The 21468-nt window shown below is 59.7% G+C and carries 12 protein-coding genes and 1 pseudogene; 7 read left to right on the top strand and 6 right to left on the bottom strand.

The annotated features are described in order from the left end of the window. From AACY19_RS04750 to putP, 3 genes are all read right to left on the bottom strand, one after another. Positions 1 to 705: a DUF4123 domain-containing protein gene (locus tag AACY19_RS04750; protein WP_339448430.1), complete on the bottom strand. Its 705-nt coding sequence runs from the start codon at positions 703 to 705 to the stop codon at positions 1 to 3. Then, positions 695 to 2710 carry a type VI secretion system Vgr family protein gene (locus AACY19_RS04745; protein WP_339448428.1) on the bottom strand — a complete coding sequence of 672 codons (2016 nt, stop codon included), beginning with the start codon at positions 2708 to 2710 and terminating at the stop codon, positions 695 to 697. The genes AACY19_RS04750 and AACY19_RS04745 overlap by 11 nt, the downstream gene beginning before the upstream one ends. Positions 2711 to 3065: 355 nt before the next feature. After that, entirely contained in the window at positions 3066 to 4550 is a 1485-nt protein-coding gene (gene putP / locus AACY19_RS04740; protein WP_339448426.1) for a sodium/proline symporter PutP, read from the bottom strand. A gap of 457 nt (positions 4551 to 5007) precedes the next feature. On the opposite strand from putP, the gene putA reads away from it, so the two are divergent. Continuing rightward, positions 5008 to 8961, top strand: a complete 3954-nt coding sequence (putA, locus tag AACY19_RS04735; protein ID WP_339448424.1) for a trifunctional transcriptional regulator/proline dehydrogenase/L-glutamate gamma-semialdehyde dehydrogenase — start codon at positions 5008 to 5010, stop codon at positions 8959 to 8961. Between the two features lie 259 nt (positions 8962 to 9220). After that, positions 9221 to 11023 (top strand): acyl-CoA dehydrogenase, encoded by a 1803-nt coding sequence (locus AACY19_RS04730; protein ID WP_339448422.1) that lies wholly within the window; start codon positions 9221 to 9223, stop codon positions 11021 to 11023. A 143-nt stretch (positions 11024 to 11166) separates the two neighbouring features. Here the strand turns inward: AACY19_RS04730 and AACY19_RS04725 are convergent, their stop codons facing one another. Then, the gene (locus AACY19_RS04725) at positions 11167 to 13104 is read right to left on the bottom strand and encodes a methyl-accepting chemotaxis protein (protein WP_339448420.1); all 1938 of its coding nucleotides are present in this window, start codon (positions 13102 to 13104) and stop codon (positions 11167 to 11169) included. Positions 13105 to 13303: 199 nt separating this feature from the next. Here AACY19_RS04725 and AACY19_RS04720 point away from each other — a divergent pair, with 199 nt between their 5' ends. Further along, positions 13304 to 13681, top strand: a complete 378-nt coding sequence (locus AACY19_RS04720; protein WP_339448418.1) for a hypothetical protein — start codon at positions 13304 to 13306, stop codon at positions 13679 to 13681. Positions 13682 to 13684: 3 nt separating this feature from the next. Here AACY19_RS04720 and AACY19_RS04715 read toward each other — a convergent pair whose 3' ends face one another. Beyond that, positions 13685 to 13987 (bottom strand): cell division protein ZapA, encoded by a 303-nt coding sequence (locus tag AACY19_RS04715; RefSeq protein WP_339448416.1) that lies wholly within the window; start codon positions 13985 to 13987, stop codon positions 13685 to 13687. Beyond that, complete coding sequence (locus AACY19_RS04710; protein ID WP_008077586.1) at positions 13984 to 14214, bottom strand: hypothetical protein; 231 nt, start codon at positions 14212 to 14214, stop codon at positions 13984 to 13986. Before AACY19_RS04710 ends, AACY19_RS04715 begins: the two co-directional genes overlap by 4 nt. Positions 14215 to 14490: 276 nt before the next feature. Between AACY19_RS04710 and AACY19_RS27835 the strand changes: the two are divergent. The 4 genes and pseudogenes from AACY19_RS27835 to mscK form a co-directional block, all read left to right on the top strand. Beyond that, positions 14491 to 15213, top strand: a pseudogene (locus AACY19_RS27835) (MCP four helix bundle domain-containing protein); the annotation flags it as partial. A gap of 30 nt (positions 15214 to 15243) precedes the next feature. Continuing rightward, positions 15244 to 16116 carry a methyl-accepting chemotaxis protein gene (locus AACY19_RS27830; RefSeq protein WP_445262291.1) on the top strand — a complete coding sequence of 291 codons (873 nt, stop codon included), beginning with the start codon at positions 15244 to 15246 and terminating at the stop codon, positions 16114 to 16116. Positions 16117 to 16326: 210 nt separating this feature from the next. Beyond that, on the top strand, positions 16327 to 18069 hold the full coding sequence (locus AACY19_RS04700) for a potassium/proton antiporter (RefSeq protein WP_339448412.1): 1743 nt from the start codon (positions 16327 to 16329) through the stop codon (positions 18067 to 18069). A gap of 34 nt (positions 18070 to 18103) precedes the next feature. After that, a complete protein-coding gene (gene mscK, locus AACY19_RS04695; protein ID WP_339448410.1) occupies positions 18104 to 21457 on the top strand; it encodes a mechanosensitive channel MscK in 3354 nt (1117 codons plus the stop codon). The last annotated feature ends 11 nt before the right edge of the window (positions 21458 to 21468 follow it).

Genomic DNA, 21468 nt, shown 5'->3' with positions numbered 1-21468 from the left:
TCACTCTGCCTCTGCCAGCAAAAACGCCAACAACGCCGATTGCGGCGATTCTTCCGACATTGAGTCCTGAAAAAACCGCCTCACCTTGCAGCGTAAAACCGCCTCGGGAAACGCCTCCAACACACCCGGTGCTTCTTCGCTCAACCACTGCATCGCATTGGTCGTTCGAACCTCGTCACCTTGCTGTGCCAGCACCGATTCCGGCACCTGCCACCATGGGAATACCCGTCCTGAAACCTGCGACCGGCCGCCGATGTTCAAGGCCTGACCATTGATCAAACAGCGCGCGATCACCGGGAACAACTGCGCCACCTCTACCTCATCAGCCTGCAGAATCGACAACAGAAAGCGCCCGTCCCAAAAGCGGAAAAACACTGCTTTACCATCCGGCATCAGCACCTGCGTCAGGCTGCGAAAGTGCGCCACCACCTCTTCAAGCGTTGCCGAAGACACCGCCAGCCAGCCCCAGTCCCGCGACTCGGTGGCCGCCACCCAATCAAGAAACTCACTGTCGGCAGCGACAATTCCCACGTAAGGCATCACCGCATCCCACTCGGCGTAGATCGTGTCCGCCCAGATCGGGCTCGGCGAACCCAGCGCAGGATTGGCGTCGCAGGCATGACTGAAAATCGCGAACAGTTGCTCTGTCGGTTTCAGCGGTTCCTGCGCCAGCCACACATGGGGGGCGAGAACATCAGGCTGCACACACACCGTCCTTGCAGCGCTCACACTCTTCGCAGAACGGCGCATCGCTTTTAAGACTCATGATTTGGGCGGCGGTGAGCACGGCCGCCGGCGCAGCGGCCAGTTTCTCCGACAACCCCGGTACAACCGGTGCCGCACTCATCGCCGCCATCGGCGCGCCACCGACGACAATCGGCACGCTACTGAAAATCCCGCCCGGACCGATGTTGATCCACTGCCCGCCGGCCTGGATCGTGGCACTCGCGCCGCCATCGATGACCACTTGCTGGCCAGCGCTGACGTGGATTTGCGCACTGGCGTTAAGCGCCTGGCTGCTCACGCGAATATGCTGATCGCCGGTCACCGTCAGATGATCATCCTGCTTCACTTCGGTCTGGCGCTGACCGTGGGTGATGCGTTGTTCATCAGCCTTCAGTTCATGCCGCGCGGTGCCGGTGACAACAATGCTGCGCTGGTTGTCGACCTGCACCTGCTGATCGTGCAACACATGTTGCGTCCAGTTGCGCTGGGCGCGCAGGTAGATTTCCTCGGCGCCTTTTTTATCTTCGATGCGCAACTCGTTGTAGCCGCCACCGCCGGGGCTGCTCTGACTGCGGAAGATGCTGCGGGTCTTGTCGGCGGGAAGGTTCAGCGGCACCGGTGTCGCAGCGTTGGGCAGGCAGCCGACGACCAACGGTTTATCGGCATCGGCGTCAATGAAGCCGACCAGCACCTCCATCCCGACCCTGGGAATCAACACGCTGCCGTATTGATCATGGGCCCAACCGGTGGCGACACGCAGCCAGCAACTGGAATGCTCATTCAACTCGCCGTCACGATCCCAGGCCAGTTGCACCTTGACCCGACCGTACTCGTCGCAATGGATTTCCGTGTCTTTCGGTCCGGTGACGACGGCAGGTTGATAGCCGGGCATTCGTGGTTTTTCCGGCCCCAGCACCGGGCGAAAGAACACGTCCCACGGCGTGGCGCGAAAAGTATTACGGTAACCCTGGAAAGCCTCCCCATCGCTGGTGACCGATTCCTCCAGCACTTGTGGCTGACGACCCCGATGCTCGATGGCAGTGAGCAGCCAAAGGTCATTCCAATCCTGGCGCGGATGCTCGGACAGTTGCAGGAAATGTCCGCAAACCAGTGCGGATTCGTCGCTGACGCCTTCGGCCTGACGATAGTCGGCGACATGCCGCTCAAGGGTTCGTTGGCTCAGGTGTTTGCCGCTTTCGCGGTTATTGAATTGACCGGGAAAGTGATAATCCTCCAGCACCGGGCGCAGTTCACTGTCGATGCGGCTTTCCAGTTGCAGTCGTGGTTTTTCGAAGTTGTAGTCGCGCCGGGTGACGGCGCTGGTGCGGGTCTCGACACGGACGTTGAAGCGCTGGATGGCCGGGGCGCCAGCGGACATGCCGCTGCCCGGCAGGTACAGCGTTGGCGCCGCCAGTCTGGGAAATACGGTCTGATCATCACCGAAGACCAGCACATGGCCTTCCGGGCTGTGTTGAAAGTGGTAATGAATGCCGACTTCGGCACACAGGCGCTGAATAAACGCCAGATCGCTTTCGGCGTATTGAACACAGTACTCGCGCGCCGGGTATTCGCTGCCGAGGCGAAATTCGAAGGCATCACGCAGGATCGCGTGATCCTTGAGCACCTGCGCGACGATTTGCGGCACCGTTTGATGCTGAAAGATCCGCTGATTGATCCGGTGCGCGAGGTATGTCAGACGCGGGACAAGACTTAAGTGATAGCGCGTCAGCCGTTTCCCGGAATCCCCCTGCCCGACCTGATAAACCTGACCGTGCACACCGGAACCGTCCGCATCAAAACTCAGAAATGCCTGACAGTGCAGCAGGCTTTCGAGGTCCAGATCGGGCCGTTCACTGACCAGTTCCAGCTCGAAACGAAACGGTTGGCTGATGGCTTCCGTGCCCGTGAACTCAAGGACTTTGAGGTCATGCCGGGCGCCTTCGAGGGTCAACGTGAAACGCGGTTGATTGGCAGGCGCGAACATCCGATGTCTCTCTGCAGATTGAGGGCGGGCGATTCTGCATGAGGGGCAAGGGATGATGAGTGGGCGACGGGAAAATCAGATTTGCCCTACTTCTATTGTCGAAAAAACCTCTGAAAATTGGCATATCCAACTACAGACAAATCCCTCAAACCCATCGACGAAACAAATGTGTGTGTGGGCTTGCTCGCGAAAGCGGCATGTCAGCTTGAATCATTGCTGAATGAGAAACCGCCTTCGCGAGCAAGCCCGCTTCCACATTGGATCTCCACAATGCTTGAGAAATCACAGGCACAAAAAAACGGCCCGCCTCCTTGTTGGAAACGGGCCGTTTTCGTGTGAGCCGAAGCTCAACGCATTACTTGTTCAGATGGAAATCTTTTTCCGCTGCCTGGAAGCGCTCAACCATGCCACGGGTCGGCTCGCCCATCTTGCTGACGATGTAGATAGCCAGGCTGGCGAAGATGAAGCCCGGGATGATTTCGTACAGACCCAGCAGTTCGAAATGCTTCCAGACCACCACGGTGACTGCACCGACGATGATGCCGGCCAGTGCGCCGTTACGGGTCATGTCTTTCCAGATCACCGAGATCAGCACAACCGGACCGAACGCGGCACCGAAACCGGCCCAGGCGTAGGACACCAGGCCCAATACGCGGTTCTCCGGGTTGGCAGCCATCGCGATGGCAATCAGCGCAACCAGCAGAACCATGGCACGACCGACCCACACCAACTCAACCTGGGAAGCGGATTTACGCAGGAAGGTTTTGTAGAAGTCTTCGGTCAGGGCGCTCGAGCACACCAGCAACTGGCAGCTCAGGGTGCTCATTACGGCAGCCAGAATGGCCGACAGCAGGACACCGGCAATCCAAGGGTTGAAGAGAATCTTGGCCAGTTCGATGAACACGCGTTCGTGGTTCTCGGTCACGGGGCCAGCCACTTCCGGGTGTGCCGAGAAGTAGGCAATGCCGAAGAAACCAACGGCGACGGTGCCGCCCAGGCACAGGATCATCCAGGCCATGGAAATACGACGCGCCTTGGCAATCGATTTGACCGAATCCGCCGCCATGAAACGCGCGAGGATGTGCGGCTGACCGAAGTAGCCCAGACCCCAGCCCATCAGCGAGATGATGCCGATGAAGGTGGTGCCTTTAAGCATGTCGAAGTTGCTTGGATCTTGTGCTTCGATGGCCAGGAATGTGGTGTCGACGCCGCCAGTGGCCAGCAGGACGAAGATCGGCGTAAGGATCAGCGCGAAAATCATCAGCGTGGCTTGTACGGTGTCGGTCCAGCTCACGGCCAGGAAACCACCGATAAAGGTGTAGGCAATCGTCGCCGCAGCACCGGCCCACAGCGCCGTCTCATAGGACATGCCGAAGGTGCTTTCGAACAGACGGGCACCGGCCACGATGCCGGAGGCGCAATAGATGGTGAAGAACACCAGAATCACAATCGCCGAGATGATTCGCAGCAGACCGCTTTGGTCTTCAAAACGGCTGGCGAAATAGTCCGGCAGAGTCAGGGCGTCACCGTTGTGCTCGGTCTGCACGCGCAGACGGCCGGCCACGAACAGCCAGTTCAGGTAGGCACCGATGACCAGACCGATGGCGATCCAGCTTTCGGACAGACCGGACATATAGATGGCGCCCGGCAGGCCCATCAACAACCAGCCACTCATGTCAGACGCACCGGCAGACAACGCGGTAACGACGCTGCCGAGGCTGCGACCACCGAGAATATAGTCAGAAAGGTTGTTGGTGGAGCGATAGGCCATCAAGCCGATCAGCACCATTGCTGCGATGTAGATCACGAACGTGATCAGGGTTGGATTGCTTACGCTCATTGAGTTACGCCCTGGCTTTGTTTTTATGTAGCGGCGGTGGTGAACCGCACGCAAACGACGACGTTTGGCAGACGATCCGGAATACCGCGCATTTAGGACTGATGTTTCCCCAGGAAAGCCATCAGCCGGTGCGCCGGATCATTTCCGGTTGCACCTTGGGCGCGAATCCTATGCAACAAATCAAATAAGGTGCAACCAGTTTCGCGAGAATTAGTTGCACCTAGTCGGATTTATCGACGACCGCCTTGTTTTTGCTCCCTTTTGTGGCAGTCATGGCCCTTTGCTAGAAGCAAAAGCACCAAGCAGGAGCAGCACTTTCGTACCAGAAAAAAATTCCTGACGAGCTGCCTGTTTTTCCGACAAAAAAGGGTTGCACCCGGTTGCACCTCGTTCAGCGCACGGCTAATCTTGCGGCCAGCTGATGCCACGCAACTGTGGCAACCATGAGGATAAAAATATGGCTACCACCACCCTTGGGGTCAAACTCGATGACCCGACCCGCGAGCGCCTGAAGGCTGCCGCAACCTCGATTGATCGCACACCGCACTGGCTGATCAAGCAGGCAATTTTCAATTACCTGGAAAAACTCGAGGGTGGTGCAACCCTGACCGAGCTTAACGGTTTGACTGCCAAGGACGCCGATGAGGCGGGCGAAGTCCACACCGATCACGCCCACCAGTGCTTCCTCGAATTCGCTGAAAGCATCCTGCCGCAATCCGTTCTGCGCGCCTCGATCACCGCCGCTTACCGTCGCCCCGAGCCGGAAGTGGTGCCGATGCTGATCGAGCAGGCTCGCCTGCCGGCACCGATGGCCGAAGCCACCAACAAACTCGCCGCAACCATCGCGGAAAAATTACGTAACCAGAAAAGCGCTGGCGGTCGTGCAGGCATTGTTCAGGGCCTGCTGCAGGAATTTTCCCTGTCATCCCAGGAAGGCGTGGCGCTGATGTGCCTGGCCGAAGCGCTGCTGCGTATCCCGGACAAGGGCACTCGCGATGCGCTGATCCGCGACAAGATCAGCACCGGCAACTGGCACCCGCACCTGGGCAACAGTCCGTCGCTGTTCGTCAACGCGGCCACTTGGGGCCTGCTGCTGACCGGCAAACTGGTCTCCACGCACAACGAAGCCGGCCTGACCTCGTCCTTGAGCCGCATCATCGGCAAGAGCGGCGAGCCGATGATCCGCAAGGGCGTCGACATGGCCATGCGCCTGATGGGCGAGCAGTTCGTTACCGGCGAAACCATCGCCGAAGCACTCGCCAACGCGAGCAAGTTCGAAGCCAAGGGTTTCCGTTACTCCTACGACATGCTCGGCGAAGCAGCGCTGACCGAGCACGATGCGCAGAAGTACCTGGCGTCTTACGAACAAGCCATCCACTCGATCGGCAAAGCGTCCCACGGTCGCGGGATTTACGAGGGCCCGGGCATTTCCATCAAGCTGTCGGCACTGCACCCGCGTTACAGCCGCGCGCAGTACGAGCGCGTGATGGACGAGCTGTACCCGCGCCTGCTGTCGCTGACCTTGCTGGCCAAGCAATACGACATCGGCCTGAACATCGACGCTGAAGAAGCCGACCGTCTCGAACTGTCGCTGGATCTGCTGGAGCGTCTGTGCTTCGAGCCGCAACTGACTGGCTGGAACGGTATCGGTTTCGTTATCCAGGCTTACCAGAAGCGTTGCCCATACGTGATCGACTATGTGATCGACCTCGCCCGTCGCAGCCGTCATCGCCTGATGATCCGTCTGGTGAAAGGCGCGTACTGGGACAGCGAAATCAAGCGTGCCCAGGTCGAAGGCCTGGAAGGCTACCCGGTCTACACCCGCAAGGTGTACACCGACGTTTCCTACATCGCTTGTGCACGCAAACTGCTGTCGGTGCCGGAAGTCATCTACCCGCAGTTCGCCACGCACAACGCTCACACCCTGTCGGCCATTTACCACATCGCCGGTCAGAACTATTACCCGGGCCAGTACGAATTCCAGTGCCTGCATGGCATGGGCGAACCGCTCTACGAGCAGGTTGTCGGCAAAGTTGCCGAAGGCAAGCTGAACCGTCCGTGCCGCGTGTACGCTCCGGTCGGCACCCACGAAACCCTGCTGGCGTATCTGGTGCGTCGCTTGCTGGAAAACGGCGCGAACACTTCGTTCGTCAACCGCATCGCCGACCAATCGATTTCGATTCAGGAGCTGGTAGCCGATCCGGTTGCCCAGATCGAGCAAATGGCGACCGTGGAAGGTGGTTTCGGCCTGCCACACCCGCGTATTCCGTTGCCGCGTGATCTGTACGGTTCCGAGCGCGCCAACTCCAGCGGCATCGACATGGCCAACGAACATCGTCTGGCTTCGCTGTCCTGCGCCTTGCTCGCCACTGCGCACAACGACTGGAAAGCCGCGCCGATGCTCGGTTGCGCTTCCAGCAACGAAACGCCGACAGCGGTGCTGAACCCGTCGGATCATCGTGATGTGGTCGGTCATGTGCAAGAAGCCACCGTCGAAGACGTCGACAACGCGATTCAATGCGCATTGAACGCCGCGCCGATCTGGCAGGCCACCCCGCCAGCCGAACGTGCGGCGATTCTTGAACGTGCCGCCGACTTGATGGAAGGCGAGATCCAGCCGCTGATGGGCCTGCTGGCGCGTGAAGCGGGCAAGACCTACGCCAACGCCATCGCCGAAGTCCGCGAAGCGGTCGACTTCCTGCGTTACTACGCGGTGCAGGCGCGCAACGATTTCAGCAACGACGCCCACCGCCCGCTGGGTCCGGTGGTGTGCATCAGCCCGTGGAACTTCCCGCTGGCGATCTTCAGCGGTCAAGTGGCTGCGGCATTGGCTGCCGGTAATCCGGTTCTGGCCAAACCGGCTGAGCAAACGCCACTGGTCGCGGCTCAGGCTGTGCGCCTGATGCTTGAAGCCGGCATTCCGGAAGGCGTGCTGCAACTGCTGCCGGGTCGCGGTGAAACCGTCGGCGCGGGCCTGGTGGGTGATGAACGCGTCAAAGGCGTGATGTTTACCGGTTCCACCGAAGTCGCGCGTCTGCTGCAACGCAATATCGCTGGCCGTCTCGACAGCCAGGGCCGTCCGATTCCGCTGATCGCCGAAACCGGTGGCCAGAACGCAATGATCGTCGACTCCTCGGCACTGACCGAACAAGTGGTGATCGACGTGGTTTCGTCGGCGTTCGACAGCGCCGGTCAGCGTTGCTCGGCGCTGCGCGTACTGTGCCTGCAGGAAGATTCCGCTGATCGCGTCATCGAAATGCTCAAAGGTGCCATGGCGGAAAGCCGTCTCGGCAACCCTGAGCGCCTGTCCGTTGACATCGGCCCGGTGATCGACGCCGAAGCAAAGGCTGGCATCGACAAGCACATCCAGGGCATGCGCGATAAAGGTCGCACCGTGTACCAAGTGGCTATCGCGGACACTGAAGAAGTCAAACGCGGCACCTTCGTCATGCCGACCCTGATCGAGCTGGAAAGCTTCGACGAACTGCAGCGCGAGATCTTCGGCCCGGTGCTGCACGTGGTGCGCTACAAGCGCAAAGAGATCGACCAACTGATCGGCCAGATCAACGCTTCCGGTTACGGCCTGACCCTGGGCGTGCACACCCGCATCGACGAGACCATCGCCAAGGTGATCGACAACGTCAATGCCGGTAACGTCTACGTCAACCGCAACATCGTCGGTGCCGTGGTCGGCGTGCAGCCATTCGGCGGCGAAGGCCTGTCGGGTACTGGCCCGAAAGCCGGCGGTCCGCTGTACCTGTACCGTTTGCTGTCGACACGTCCTACCGATGCCATCGAACAATCCTTCGCTCGCGGTGATGCCGTTATCGCCCCGGACGTTCGACTACGCGATGCCATGAGCCAACCGCTGAACGCCCTGAAAACCTGGGCTGAAAGCAACAAGTACGCTGACCTGAGCACCCTGTGCGTGCAGTACGCTGCGCAGTCGCAAAGCGGTATCACCCGCGTGCTGGCGGGTCCGACCGGCGAGAAAAACAGCTACGCGATCCTGCCGCGTGAGCATGTGCTGTGCCTGGCGGACGTCGAAGGTGATCTGTTGACCCAACTGGCTGCGGTATTGGCCGTAGGTGGTTCGGCAGTGTGGCCAGAGTCCGACATCAGCAAGCCATTGTTCGCACGCCTGCCGAAGGAGATTCAGGCGCGGATCAAGCTGGTTTCTGACTGGAACAAGGATGAGGTGGTGTTTGATGCGGTTCTGCATCACGGCCACTCCGACCAGTTGCGCGGCGTCTGCCAGCAGATTGCCAAGCGTGCCGGCGCGATTGTCGGGGTTCAGGGCTTGTCCCAGGGCGAAACCAACATTGCGCTGGAGCGCCTGGTGATCGAGCGGGCGTTGAGCGTTAACACCGCTGCGGCGGGTGGTAACGCAAGTTTGATGACCATCGGCTAATACCGATAAACCGGGCACCTGCATAGATGCCCGGCATAGCAACAATCCCTGTGGGAGCGAGCTTGCTCGCGAAAGCGGTTTGCCAGTCAACTCATCTGTTGAATGTGCCGACCTCTTCGCGAGCAAGCTCGCTCCCACAGTGTTTTGGGGTGTTTGTTAAGTAGTTACTCGGCTCTAACATCACCGCGATCAATCATCCTATCCAGCTTCCATTCCCCCGCCTTAGACTCGGCCCAACCCCAATTCCAGGTAGGCCGCCATGTCCGAGACGCTGCTCAGTTCCCGCAATCTGGCTTTCGAGCTGTATGAAGTCCTTGATGCCGAGGGCCTGACCCGGCGTGAGCGCTTTGCCGAGCACAACCGCGAAACCTTCGACGCCGCCATCGGCACCGCGCGCAGCATCGCCGAGAAATACTTCGCACCGCATAACCGCAAGGGGGACGAAAACGAACCGCGTTACGAGGACGGTCAGGCGATTCTGATTCCCGAGGTAAAACCTGCAGTGGATGCCTTCCTCGAAGCCGGTTTCCTCAACGCCGCGAGAAGTTTCGACGCTGGCGGCATGCAACTTCCTACGTTGCTGTCGCAAGCGTGCTTCGCGCATTTCCAGTCGGCCAACGCCGCCTCGACTTCGTATCCGTTCCTGACCATGGGCGCGGCGAACCTCATCGAGAGTTTCGGCACCGAAGAACAGAAGCAACGCTTTCTGCAGCCGATGATCGACGGGCGCTTCTTCGGCACCATGGCCCTGACCGAGCCGCATGCCGGTTCGTCACTGTCGGATATTCGTACACGCGCCGAGCCTGCGTCTGACGGCACTTATCGCCTCAAAGGCAACAAGATCTTCATTTCCGGTGGCGATCACCCGCTCTCGGAAAACATCGTGCACATGGTGCTGGCCAAACTGCCGGACGCGCCGCCGGGGGTGAAAGGCATTTCGCTGTTCATCGTGCCGAAGTTTCTGGTCAACGATGACGGCAGCCTCGGTCAGCGCAATGACGTGCTGCTGGCCGGGTTGTTCCACAAGATGGGCTGGCGCGGCACGACCTCTACAGCGCTGAATTTCGGCGATAACGGCGAATGCGTCGGCTATCTGGTGGGCAAGCCGCATCACGGTTTGAGCTATATGTTCCAGATGATGAACGAGGCCCGTATCGGCGTCGGCATGGGCGCAGTGATGCTCGGTTATGCCGGTTACCTGTACTCGCTGGAGTATGCTCGCGAGCGCCCGCAGGGTCGCGTGCCGGACAGTAAGGATCCGACCACCGCGCCGGTGGCGATCATTCAGCACGCGGACGTCAGACGCATGCTGCTGACGCAAAAGTCCTACGTCGAAGGTGCCTTTGACCTCGGGCTGTACGCGGCACGACTGTTCGATGACACCACCACTCTGGAAACCGAAGCTGAGCGCAAACAGGCCCATGAGCTGCTGGATTTGCTCACGCCTATCGTCAAATCCTGGCCATCGGAGTTCTGCCTGAAGGCCAACGAACTGGCGATCCAGATTCTTGGCGGTCACGGTTATACCCGCGAATATCCGGTGGAACAGTACTACCGCGACAACCGTTTGAACCCGATCCACGAAGGCACCCACGGCATTCAGTCGCTGGACTTGCTCGGTCGCAAACTGGCGCAGAACGGTGGCGCCGGGCTTAAGCAACTGATCCGCTTGATCGCCAACACCGCCGAGCGCTCTACCGCGCATGAATCGCTGACCGCACTGCGTGAGCCGCTGGAGAAACTGGTGGCGCGCCTGCAAACGGTGACCATTGGTTTGCTGACCGATCTGGGGCAAGGCAAGGTCAACAGCAGCCTGGCGAATTCGGCGTTGTACCTGAAAGTGTTCGGGCACACGGTGATTGGCTGGCGCTGGCTGGAACAGGCGATTCGTGCGGAGGAAGGGTTGGCAAAGGGCAATGCGGCAGATGCTGACTTCTATCAGGGCAAGTTGCAGGCAGCGCGGTATTTTCTGACGTGGGAAGTGCCAGGTTGTCACCATGAGCTGGCATTGCTGGAGGCGCGGGATGATACGTGCCTGGCGATGCAGGATGCCTGGTTCTGATCCGGATTATGCGTAGCGGCTGATGCCGTCTTCGCGAGCAAGCCCGCTCCCACAGGTGTTGCGGCGGATTCACATAATGTGTGAACACCGCAGAACCCTGTGGGAGCGGGCTTGCTCGGGAAGGGGCCCGACCTGACGACGACTCAACTCAACCTGAACCCACCCATCTGCCGCGCCAGATCATCCGCCAGTTTCTGCAGCATCTGGCAGTCTTCGCGACAGGCCCGAACCTCCCCCGCCGTTGCCCGCGCCAGATCAGAAATCCCCTGCACGTTGCGGTTGATCTCTTCCGTCACCGCCGACTGCTCTTCCGTCGCCGTCGCCACCTGATGGTTCATGTCGCTGATGCGCTCGACCTGCCCGGTAATCGCCGTCAACGACGCCCCGGTACGCTGGCTTGACTCAACGCCCGTGCCGGTTGCGGCTTGCCCGGTGCGCATCGATGACACCGCATTTTCCGCGCCCTGCTTGAGGCTGCCGATCATCTGCTGGATTTCGTCGGTGGAAGCCTGAGTGCGCCGCGCCAACGTGCGCACCTCATCCGCGACCACGGCAAAACCTCGGCCCATATCGCCGGCCCGCGCCGCTTCAATGGCCGCGTTGAGCGCCAGCAGGTTGGTCTGCTCGGAGACCCCGCGAATCACCGCCAGCACAGAATCAATCGACGCGACCTGATGCGCCAGTTCACTCACCGCGCCGGCTGCCACACCAATTTCATCGGACATGCTTTCAATATGCCGAATCGAGCCGCCAACCACTTCCCGCGCCTGCATCGCTTCATCCCGCGCAGTTTGCGAAGCGAGCGCGGCGTTGCCGGCGTTCTGCGCGATTTCCTGCACCGTCAGGCCCATTTCGTGAACGGCAGTGGCGACCATGTCGGTCATTTCCTGCTGACGGCCTGAACGCTCGGCGGTGTTCTCCACCACTTTCGCCACTTGCCCCACGGCAGTGCGCAGGCGCTCGCTGGTGGTCAGCACTTCGCCGATCATCCCGCGCTGGCTGTCGAGGAAACGGTTGAAGCCGCGAGCAAGGTCGCCCAGTTCATCGGCGCGGCTGGAATCTAACCGGTGAGTCAAATCTCCACCACCGCTACCGATTGCTACCAGCGCGGCTGTTACTTGCCGAATCGGTCGCACCAGCCCTTGGGCCAGCCAGACCACCAGGGCGAGACACACCAGCGCCACCACCAGACCGATACCGCCGCTCATCCACATTGCTTTGCGTGCTTCAGCATAGATCTGCGATTGCGGCACTTCGGCCACCAGCGTCCAGCCTAAATCGCGTAAAGGCAGGCTGAAGGCCAGAAAGTCTTCGCCGTCTCTTTGGAAGCTGCTGCTGACGGCACTTTTTTGCCCCATCACGGTTTGGGCGGCCGAGGCACCAATCTGCTCCGTGAGCGTGCGCTTGCCGCTGAATTGCGCCTCCGGATGCACCTGGATCAAACCATCGGAACGCACGAGATAGACCTTGCCGCGCTCACCGAAACTGAAGTTGTGGATCAGCTCCGACAGCTCTTTCATGCTCAGCCCAAGCCCGGCAACACCCACCACTTTGCCAGCCTGCTCGACCTTCAAATCGATAAACAGCGCCAGTTCGCCAGTGGCTCCGTCATTGTCGATGTTCAGGGTGCGCGGCTGATTACTGTCGAGGAAGGAATAGAACCAGGCATCGGACGGTTTGGCACGACTGAGGGTGCGGTCCAGGCCTTTTTCGGTGATGTAGTGATTGGATTCGGTGCCGATGATCAGCGCGGTGAAGGCTTTGTGTTCGGCGCGGATGCCTTCCAGATATTGCGCGAAGCCAGCCGTTTTGCTGCTGTCTTCGCCAGACGCCAGCCAATCGCGAACCATGGTGTTGCTGGCAATATCCTTGGCCGCCGTCAGCGGTTGCACGAGGATCCGTTCTATATCGTTGCGCGTCGCTTCAATGCTCGACGGCAGCGCTTGCTCGACCAGATAACTCTGGGCGAGGCGGTTGACCACCAAGGTATAAATGCCAACCACGATCAGGATGCTGACCAGCAGGGCGGTGCCCATGCTGAGAATCAGCTGCCATTGAATACTGCGTCGCCACAATTGCATGGAGCACCCCCAAAGAATAAGAGGTCGGATCAATGCAACAGTCGCGCCATCTGTATACAATTTGAATGGAAAACTGACTTCAATAGACAGATCAAATGGTCGCAATCAACCAGAAGCCACCTGTCAGGTTTGACAGGTTACGCCCGGCCACTGAAAGCGTAATGTCTTCAACTCCTGCAACCAGATTGGAGACTTTGAAATGGACGCTGAACACACTCGTAATTCAAGGACCGATATCAGCTTCAATGAAATGTTGAAGTACGTCCAGGTCGGCGACACATTGGTCCACGAGTCCATGACAGGTGTCGTGGAAGACAAGAAGTTCGTAGCCAGCGGCGACGCCTACCTGATCGATATTCTGTTCAACCGCCAAATAGTGGGTCCGGGCGATCACATTACCTATGATGAATGCCTTAACCTGATTCGAACAGGCAACATCCTTCTTTATGAAGGTGCCAGTTATGAAATCACCGGCAAAACCTTCAATCAGCTCGACGGCTCGTACACGCCCACCCTTTCAATGCAGCGCATCAACAAGCCGAATGAGTTTCAAAGCGGTAAATCGCGCCCGGTGTGACCTTCAACCCTGATGGATGGTCTTGGCGATGGTTTCAACCGTGGCGCTGACCTGCTCTTGGTAACGGTCGAGTTCTTCCTGATGCAGCTTCTTCATTTCGATCTGCTGCGAGCATAGATTCATGGCCGCGAGCACCAGCAAGCGGTCACCGATCAATGTCGGGTATTTGCGTTTGGTGTCGGCCAAAGCAGCCTTGAGCATCAGTGCCGCGTCCAGCAGGGTCTGTTCTTCCCCGGCCGGTGCCTTGATCGAATAGTCCTCCCCGAGAATGGAGATGACTTTTACCCCTGCTGTGCCGTGGTTCATGCGCTGACAGGACCTGCATTGACGCGATCAACCAGAGCCTGAATGCGTGCGGCGGTGGCGCCGTGCTTCTCTTCCTGTTCCATCAGGTTCAGTTGCAGGCTTTCGTTTTCATCCTTGGCCTGAGCCAGTTCCGTGGACAGATTCTGGTTGGTTTGCGCGAGGGTCTGGTTCTGTTGCACCAGGTCGCTGACGAGCTGTTCCAATTGGCTGAGGGATGCTTCCAACATTTTGATCTTCCAAGCGTTTTTCAAAGGGCGCGTAAGATAAAGAAAAGTCGCCTTGGATGCCAGGGTTATACCGGCGCAAAGCCTTGATTTTCCTGGCGGCGGACCGTTCTTGCGAGTTTTAAAGACTGTGATTTGTCGATCTTGTTCCTGCACTTCGTCGCTCAGCGCCCGGTGCGACAAATACGCACATGAACTCAAGAGTTCATTCCCCTGACCGATAAGTCATCCATTAGCAGTCTCAGCCCGCATGGACGCGGCCCTTTTCGGTATCCGCCCATGTCCCTTCGCAATATGAATATCGCCCCTCGGGCGTTCACCGGTTTCGCCCTGATCGGCGGCCTGATGTTGATCCTCGGCGTCTTCGCTCTGAACCAGATGAGCAAAATCCGTGCGGCCGGCGAAGACATCGCCACCGCCAGCGTGCCTTCGATCAAGGCGCTGGATGAGTTCACCCAGTTGACGTTGCGTCTGCGGGTGCTGTCCTATCGCCTGCTGATCAACCGCGAAGCAGACGTACAGCAGAAAACCATCGAACTGTTCGATCTGCGCAACCGGCAGATCGCCGACGCCCAACGCGTCTACGAGCCACTGATCGATGGCCCGCAGGAGCGTGCAGCCTACGACCAGTACGTGCAGTTGCTGGGGCAGTATCGTCAGCTCGAAGACCGTATGAAAACGTTGTCGCGCAACAATCAGATCGACGAACTGCGGCAGATGCTCAATAGCGATTTACTCGCCAACTCCGAAGCGGTGAACACCGCCCTCGCGCGTTTGCTGGAGATCAACACTCAACAAATCGCCGAGACCAATCAAGACGCCATTGATCAGTATTCGATGTCCTTCAATCTGGTCGTGACCTTGTTGATCATCGCCACCGGGCTGACCGTGCTGTTCGCCTGGTTGTTGACGGGCAGCATTACCAAGCCGATTTCCAAAGCACTGGACGCTGCGCAAACCATCGCTGAAGGCAACCTGACCCAGCCGATTCATGTCGACGGTTCGGACGAAGCCGGACGCTTGCTGGCGGCCATGGCGAAGATGCAGTCGAAGCTGCGTGACACCCTTCAGCGCATTTCCGGTTCGGCCACGCAACTGGCCTCCGCCGCTGAAGAGTTGAACAGCGTTACCGACGAAAGCGCCCGTGGCCTTACCCAGCAGAACAACGAAATCGAACAAGCGGCCACAGCGGTCAACGAAATGACCAGCGCCGTCGAAGAAGTCGCACGCAACGCGGTGAGCACTTCGCAAGCCTCGAAGAGCGCCACCACCTCGGCTGGCGACGGTCGTGATCTGGTTCAGGAAACGGTCAGCGCCATCGAACGCATGAGTGCCGATGTACAGAGCACGGCGTCGTTGATCGGAGATCTGGCCAACGAGTCCCGTGACATCGGCAAGGTGCTGGACGTGATTCGTGGTCTGGCGGATCAGACCAACCTGCTGGCGCTGAACGCGGCCATCGAGGCGGCACGCGCTGGTGAAGCCGGTCGTGGTTTTGCCGTGGTGGCCGACGAAGTTCGCGCCCTGGCCCATCGTACCCAGCAGTCGACCAGCGAAATCGAACGGATGATCGGCAGCATTCAGAGCGGCACCGAACACGCGGTGGATTCGATGCGCAACAGCACCGAGCGCGCCGAATCGACCCTCAACATCGCCCGTGGCGCCGGCATGTCGCTGGACACCATCAACATCGCGATCGTCGAGATCAACGAGCGCAACCTGGTGATCGCCAGCGCCGCCGAAGAACAGGCGCAGGTGGCGCGGGAAGTGGATCGCAACCTGGTGAACATCCGTGACCTGTCGGTGCAATCGGCGACCGGGGCGAATCAGACCAGTGCGGCGAGCAATGAGCTGTCGCGCCTGGCGCTGGACCTGAACAACATGGTTGGGCGATTCAGCCTGTAAATTTTGAGATCAAGGTCAAAAACCCCTCACCCCAGCCCTCTCCCCCCGGGAGAGGCCTAGGGTGAGGGCAGCAATCGCCCGCCGGACACAAAACCTGATACCCCGCTGAAAAAGCTTTTTGACAGCATCACATTTCAACAGGTTAGAATCGCTGGCACGCAGACTGCATGGTCAGTTTGTGCCCGTCTTTATGCTTCTGGAGTACTGCCTTTGAATGCGACGACCATCAACAGCCTGTTCTTGATCGGCGCGTTGCTGGTAGGCGCAAGCATTCTTGTCAGTTCTCTTTCTTCCCGCCTCGGCATTCCGATTCTGGTCATCATTCTCGCCGTCGGCATGGCCGCCGGGGTCGATGGCGGCGGGATCATTTTCGATAACTACCCGACGGCCTATCTGGTCGGCAACCTTGCACTGGCGGTGATCCTCCTCGATGGCGGCTTGCGCACACGGGTGTCGAGTTTCCGCGTGGCGTTGTGGCCGGCGCTGTCGCTGGCGACGGTCGGGGTGTTGATCACCACCGGGCTGACCGGCATGGCAGCGGCATGGCTATTCGACTTGAACCTGATTCAGGGCCTGCTGATTGGCGCCATCGTCGGCTCGACCGACGCCGCAGCAGTGTTCTCGCTGCTCGGCGGCAAGGGCCTGAACGAACGGGTCACCGCCAGCCTGGAAATCGAATCGGGCAGCAACGACCCGATGGCGGTGTTTCTCACCGTAACCCTGATCGACATGCTCGCCAGTGGCCAGACCGGCCTGCACTGGAGCCTGTTGACCCACTTGATCCGCGAGTTCGGCATCGGTGGCGTGATTGGCCTCGGTGGCGGTTGGTTGATGTTGCAACTGGTCAACCGCATCCATCTGGCCGCTGGCCTGTACCCAATTCTGGTCATCGCCGGCGGTCTGGTGGTGTTCGCCCTGACCAACGCCTTGCACGGCAGCGGCTTCCTCGCGGTGTACCTGTGCGGTCTGGTGATCGGCAACCGCCCGGTGCGCAGTCGTCACGGTATTCTGCACATGCTCGACGGCATGGCGTGGCTGGCGCAGATCGGCATGTTCCTCGTTCTGGGGCTGCTGGTGACGCCTCATGACTTGCTGCCGATCGCCCTGCCCGCTCTGGGGCTGGCCCTGTGGATGATTCTGTTTGCGCGGCCGCTGTCGGTACTCGTCGGCCTTCTGCCGTTCAAGGCCTTCCATGGTCGCGAGAAAGCCTTTATTTCCTGGGTCGGCCTGCGCGGCGCAGTACCGATCATTCTGGCGGTGTTTCCGCTGATGGCCGGGCTGCCGAATGCGCAGCTCTACTTCAATCTCGCGTTCTTCATCGTGCTGGTATCGCTGCTGTTGCAAGGCACCAGCCTGCCGTGGGTCGCCAAGCTGCTGAAAGTGACGGTCCCGCCAGAGCCGGCGCCGATTTCCCGGGCGGCGCTCGAAGTGCACGTCACCAGCGAGTGGGAGCTGTTCGTTTACAAGCTCGGTGCGGAGAAATGGTGCATCGGTTCGCCCCTGCGTGAACTGAAAATGCCGGAGGGCACGCGTATTGCCGCGCTGTTTCGTGGCCAGCAACTGCTCCATCCGTCGGGTAGTACGGTGCTGGAAGTCGATGATTTGCTGTGTGTTATCGGCCATGAGCACAACCTGGGCGCGCTCGGAAAACTGTTCAGCCAGGCACCGCAACGCGGCCTCGATCTGCGTTTCTTCGGCGACTTCGTCCTCGAAGGAGACGCCCAGCTTAAAGCGGTTGCAGCGCTGTATGGCTTACCGGCCGAGGGCATCGATCCAGACATGACCCTGGGCGCCTTCATTGCTCATAAAGTCGGTGGCGCCCCCATCGTCGGCGACCAGGTGGAGTGGAACAACACCCACTGGACAGTCGCGGTCATGGACGGGAACAAGATCGGCAAAGTGGGCGTCAGATTCCCCGAAGGAAGTCGCCCGGGCCCCGGACTCTTCCTCTAAACTGCGTTCACTCTCACTTGCTTGACCGGTCTCTATGCCTACCCTGCGCTCATTTTTCGCCGCGGCCCTGCTGGGCCTGAGTCTCACTGTCGGCCCGCTGTACGCCGCCGAACCACCCTCCAGCGAAGCCGTACAGGCCAGCCTGGAAAAACTTGCCGACAGCAAACTGCCGGATGCCGATAAAAAGACCCTGCAGACCGTCCTGCAGAACACACTCAATCAGCTCAATAATCAGCGCGATTACGAGCAGAAGCTGATCGATCTCAAGCAGCAACTGGCGACCGCGCCCAAGCAGACCATCGAGAACACCCGCGAGCTGACTCGGCTCAAGGCGACGACCGTGGTGCCGGTGGCGCAGCGCTTCCCCAGGGAGTCGATTCAGCAACTGGAGCAAATCCTGACTGATCGCTCCACCCAGCAAAGTGATCTGCAAAAGGCCCTGGCCGACGCCAACAGCCTGATCATCACCGCGCAGACGCGTCCCGAGCGCGCTCAAGCGGAAATTTCCGCCAGCCAGACGCGCATTCAGCAGATCAACAACATCCTCAAATCCGGCAAGGACGCGGGCAAAACCGTCAGCGCCGAACAGCGCGATCAATTGAGCGCCGAGCTGGCTGCGTTGAACGCGCTGATCCCATTGCGTCGCCAGGAACTGGCCGGCAACAGTCAGTTGCAGGACTTGGGCAACTCCCAGCATGACTTGCTCTCGGAGAAGTCCGACCGCCTCGACCGCGAGATCCAGGAACTGCAGACCCTGATCAACCAGAAGCGTCTGGCGCAGTCTCAGGAAACCGTTACCCAGCAATCCATCGAAGCGCAAAAGGCCGGCGGCAGCAGCCTGCTCGCCAGTGAAAGCACCGCCAACCTCAAGCTGTCCGACTACCTGCTCAAGAGTACCGACCGTCTCAACGAAGTCACCCAGCAGAACCTGCAGACCAAACAGCAACTCGACAGCCTGACCCAGAGCGATTCGGCTCTCGATGAGCAGATCAACGTGCTCAAGGGCAGCCTGCTGCTGTCGAAGATTCTCTATAAGCAGAAGCAGGCATTGCCACGCCTCAAGGTCGACCGCGATCTGGCGGACCAGATCGCCGACATTCGTCTCTATCAATTTGAAGTCAGCCAGCAGCGTGAACTGCTGAGCAACCCGTCGACCTACGTCGACAACCTGCTCGCCACGCAACCGCCGGAACAAATCACCCCGCAGCTGCGCAAAAGCCTGCTGGACCTGGCCAACACCCGTGCCGACCTGCTGGAGCGACTGAACCGTGAACTGAGCGCGGTACTCAACGAATCGATCACCCTGCAACTCAACCAGAAACAACTGCTGAGCACCGCACAGAGCCTGCGTGCGACCCTCGACGAGCAGATGTTCTGGATTCCGAGCAACAAGCCGCTGGACCTGGAATGGATGCGCGGTGTGCCGGAGCGCCTGAAACGTCAGGTCGACACCCTGCCGTGGGCCTCCAGCCTGAGCGAATTGACCGACGGCCTGACCCAGCGTCCACTGCTGTTCCTGCCGCTGGCGCTGCTGATCGGCGCACTGCTGTGGCGGCGCAAGAATCTCTACGCGCGGCTGAACAAGGTTCACCAGGACATCGGCCACTTCAAGCGTGACAGCCAGTGGCACACGCCGCAGGCAATCCTGATCAATATTCTGCTGGCGATGCCGGTAGCCCTTGGCCTCGCGCTGTGCGGTCTGGCCTTGCAGATCGATGCCCGTGGGCAGAACGCCAACATGGGCGCGGCCCTGCTGCAAATGGGTCAGGCGTGGCTGGTGTTCTATACCGCTTACCGGATTCTGGCGCCGGGCGGCGTGGCCGAACTGCACTTCCGCTGGGAAAAACCCCAGGTTGAATTCCTGCAGGGCTGGATTCGTCGACTCGGCCTGGTGGTGATGGCGCTGGTGACCATTGTGGCCGTCGCCGAACTGCAACCGGCGGCGCTGGCCGACGACGTGCTCGGCATGCCCGTCGTGCTGACCTGCTACGCCCTGATGGCGTGGCTGCTCAGTCGTCTGTTGATCAGCAGCCCGGCTCACGAAAACACTTCTCTGTTTCGCAAAGCGGTCGGCGTGATGTTCACCTTGCTGCCCATCGCCCTGTTCGTCGCGGTGTGCTTCGGCTACTACTACACCGCGCTGAAACTCAGCGACCGCTTGATCAACACTCTGTACCTGCTGATGTTCTGGCTGGTGATCGAAGCCACCTTCGTCCGTGGTCTGAGCGTTGCCGCGCGACGCCTCGCCTACCAGCGTGCCTTGGCCAAACGTCAGGCAGCGAAAGAGGCCGGCGACGGCGAGACGGTGATCGAAGAGCCAACCCTGGACATCGAAAAGGTCAACGAACAGTCGCTGCGCCTGATCCGTCTCGCCCTGCTCGGCGGTTTCATCGCCGCGCTGTACTGGGTCTGGTCGGACCTGATTTCGGTGTTCTCGTACCTCGACAACATCACCCTCTACGAATACACCAGCGGCACCGGCGCCAACATGAGCATGGTGCCGATCAGCATCGGCGACATGCTCGGCGCGCTGATCATCATCGGCATCACCTTCGCCCTCGCGCGCAACCTGCCCGGCCTGCTGGAAGTGTTCGTGCTGTCCAAGCTCAATCTGGCCCAAGGCAGTGCCTACGCGACCACGACGCTGTTGTCGTATGTGATCGCCGGCGTCGGCTTCGTCTCGACCCTGTCGACCCTCGGCGTGAGCTGGGACAAGTTGCAATGGCTGGTGGCGGCGCTGTCGGTGGGCCTCGGTTTCGGTATGCAGGAGATTTTTGCGAACTTCATCTCCGGCATCATGATTCTGTTCGAACGTCCGGTGCGCATCGGTGACACCATCACCATCGGCAACCTGTCGGGCACGGTGAGCAAGATCCGCATCCGCGCCACGACCATCACCGACTTCGACCGCAAGGACATCATTGTCCCGAACAAGACGTTCATCACCGGGCAATTGATCAACTGGTCGCTGACCGACACCATCACCCGCGTGACCCTGAAACTCGGCGTCGATTACGGCTCCGACCTCGATCTGGTCAAAGAGCTGCTGCTCAAGGCTGCCCGTGAGAATCCGCGCGTGCTGAAAGAGCCGGAGCCGCACGTGTACTTCCTCAATTTCGGCGAAAGCACCCTCGATCACGAGTTGCGCATGCACGTGCGCGATCTGGGCGACCGTAACCCGGTGCTCGATGAGGTCAACCGCTTCATCAACCGCGAGTTCAAGAAGCAGCACATCAATATCTCGTTCCGCCAGATGGAGATTTACCTGAAGAACCTGCAAGGTCAGGAATACAAGATGGTGCCCATCGAGCCCGAAACAAAAACCATCGTGCCGATCCCCGACGATCAGAAACCATTGCAAGAGCCGCCGCCGGCCAAGCTCGACTAACCGGTCTATTC

It is taken from the genome of Pseudomonas sp. EA_5y_Pfl2_R50, from assembly GCF_963970475.1.
Classification (GTDB): domain Bacteria; phylum Pseudomonadota; class Gammaproteobacteria; order Pseudomonadales; family Pseudomonadaceae; genus Aquipseudomonas.
This window is presented reverse-complemented; position numbering and strand designations above follow the sequence as displayed.